The 2,465-nt window shown below is 53.5% G+C and carries 3 protein-coding genes; all 3 read left to right on the forward strand.

Annotated elements, in window-relative coordinates; translation table 11 throughout:
• The first annotated feature begins 263 nt into the window (after positions 1-263).
• The 3 genes from ABJK56_RS17865 (at position 264) to ABJK56_RS17875 (ending at position 2,342) form a co-directional block, all read left to right on the forward strand.
• Entirely contained in the window at positions 264-788 is a 525-nt protein-coding gene (locus tag ABJK56_RS17865; protein WP_347246039.1) for a hypothetical protein, read from the forward strand.
• Between the two features lie 163 nt (positions 789-951).
• A complete protein-coding gene (locus ABJK56_RS17870) occupies positions 952-1,608 on the forward strand; it encodes a hypothetical protein (protein WP_347246040.1) in 657 nt (218 codons plus the stop codon).
• The gene (locus ABJK56_RS17875) at positions 1,605-2,342 is read left to right on the forward strand and encodes a hypothetical protein (RefSeq protein WP_347246041.1); all 738 of its coding nucleotides are present in this window, start codon (positions 1,605-1,607) and stop codon (positions 2,340-2,342) included. The genes ABJK56_RS17870 and ABJK56_RS17875 overlap by 4 nt, the downstream gene beginning before the upstream one ends.
• The last annotated feature ends 123 nt before the right edge of the window (positions 2,343-2,465 follow it).

A 2,465-nucleotide genomic window follows, 5' to 3' on the forward strand; every position in this document is an offset into this window, starting at 1 on the left:
CCATGCAGGTCCCCCACGAGGACCTTTCCCAATGGACCCTGGAAGACGCCCTCGCTATGTGGCACGGATACCGATATGGGGTGCGCGATGTAAGTCCACCTGCTCCAATCTATGGATTTGAAAGCGTTGAGCAATTTCAAGAAAGAAAATCCGATTTAGAATCTTTTTTGCGAAGGGTTCGAGGTCCAGGAGCGGAGAGTAGTGTCCTAGAGGCTCTTCCTTATTTTCAATGTTATTTTCAACGTTGTGATTAGGAGGGATGAATGAAGGCAAGCCAGAAGCTGATGCTGGGGATCCTGGGCTTACTTGGGTGTTGCTTTTTGATATGGACGGCCTGTGCCTGGGTGCTGGAGGCGCCTTATCCCTGGGAGTGGCTCTTCCTGTATCAGGCGAAAGCAGGTTTGGGACGTGATTTACAGGAACTGCCCCAGCCGAAGGAATTCCAACGAGTTACTTTGATCACTCCTCCTTATGTTCCTGATAGGAGCGAAAGAAACGGCTGTTATCCTGCAGCAGCTTTCATTGCCTTTGGCACTACTCTCTCCCCTCAGACAGCAATAGAACGCTATATTCAATCCTTAAGTATTCAGGGTTGGCAACTAAGAGAGTCAGGCGCTGGGGAATGGATTCTTATCCGGAGACCCCAAGAGAAAATAATTATCTGGATAGGGGAGCCAGGATTAGATTTCGCGTTTGATTCAGCGTATAGGCAGGCACAGGAGAAATTTCCCACGTTTGTTTATCTTCACTTATACTATATTTTGCCTCAAGTGAACGGGTGCTATTGAACTTCGCCCTGCAATAGTAACAATTGTGGTGAGGTAAAGTCAGGGAGCGTGGAAATTCTGCAGAAGGCGGTGTACCCTTCCTTCTGAGGAGGAAAACATCAAGAGTACTACTGCTTCATCAATTTTTGATTTTGTGTATCTGGTCTGTGGCCCGACCCCCTATATGTGGGCCATCAGTGATTCTGGATGCCCATATCTGGCGTTTGCAGCGACTCCTTGCCGGCTTGCCCGAGACGCAATAGCGCCAAAAGACAAGTGGACAAAGCAGTATCCGCTTTACGAGCGTCGCTTTCTGATTTTCCGCGCTTACAACGTGAGGGCTCACCTCTGGGACCTGGCCGTGATCGTGGGCGGCCTGGAGGTGCGTTTTCCTAATTGGAGCACGCAATTGCGGGAGGGGCTGACCTTCCTGCGCACCGGACGACTGGCCCATCCGGAGGTCTTCTATGAAGTGATCGAGAACCCCCAGGACCCCAACAGTCCTTACAGCCCGTATTATTTAGGGTATGAAGCATTCGGCGCAACGGGATTCAGGTATCCAGAATATCGGGAAAGCCGAACAGAGGAACAAGCCCGAGAGGAAAATCAGGTGCGTCATTTTATGGCGGGGGTGGGGCTTTCGTATTTCTATGGGCGGTTGGGGGAGCAGCTGGCCCTTTCCCGGGAAACCCCGGGCTCCCCGGACTATCGGCTCTATGAGGAGGGAGCTTTCCCCCTTGCCCGTCTCTTGGCCCTTTTCGCCTTCCAGAGCGGGGGCCCGCCACCTGATCTGGGGGACTGGATTCGGGAGACCGTTGGCGCGACGGGAGGAACCCGATGAAGCGATCCTTATTGGACTTCTGGGGTCGCCGTTTACGGTATGGGGTATATGCGTTGCTGGTTCTGCTGGGCCTGCTGGGGCTGGCCTGGGCGGTCTTCTATGAGTTCTTCTTCCGACCGGCCATCTTTCGGGCCGTGCTGGGGGAGATGACCGACGTGCGGCTGGGGAATATTTCTCTGGAGGAGGCCCAGCGGCGGGCGCCTTTCCCCATCTGTCTGCCGGTATGGTTGCCGGAAGGGCTGGAGGGGCCCGAGGTCTCTTTTCATTCCGAATGGGGGGCTCCCTGGGTGGCGGATGTCACCCTAACCTACCGGCGAGAGGGGCAGGTGGTGCTACAAATCTTCCAGGCACACCGGCAGGTGAATGAACGCCGAATAGAGTTGACTCCCAGCCCGCAAGACCTGCAAAATGTAAAATATGCCTTGTTGGAATGGCAAGTTGGCCATGAGGAGGCAAAACGCCTGGTGAATCAGGCAGAAATCCATTTCCAGGAGATTGAAAAAGATGGGTTTCGCTATCGAGTTTATGAGATGTTTAATCCCCCAGAGCATCGAGCGACCTGGATGACTTGGTGGGGTTTACAACAGCTGCCACCTCCATATAAAGGTTCACCTCCTTATGGGGTCTATTATTCGCTTCAGACTCGCTTCTCCCTGGAAGAAGCAATTAAAGTTGCGGAGGGATTGAGCAACTGTTTGGCACCATTATCACCATCTATCCCGTCGTCCAAATGATTGTTTCTGGGCCGGCGGCTGGTGAAGGAATACGATCCCAAAGACGGTGGGGGTGGGGTGAAACGGATGGAGTATGTCCTGGACGGCCTGGACCCGGTGGCCGAATACGAGCTGTGGAACGGG

The organism is Thermogutta sp. (genome assembly GCF_039793925.1).
GTDB lineage: Bacteria > Planctomycetota > Planctomycetia > Pirellulales > Thermoguttaceae > Thermogutta.

Coding starts and splice junctions, on each gene's coding strand:
- ABJK56_RS17865 (WP_347246039.1), top strand. CDS start 264: ATGAAGGCAAGCCAGAAGCTGATGCTGGGGATCCTGGGCTTACTTGGG.
- ABJK56_RS17870 (WP_347246040.1), top strand. CDS start 952: ATGTGGGCCATCAGTGATTCTGGATGCCCATATCTGGCGTTTGCAGCG.
- ABJK56_RS17875 (WP_347246041.1), top strand. CDS start 1,605: ATGAAGCGATCCTTATTGGACTTCTGGGGTCGCCGTTTACGGTATGGG.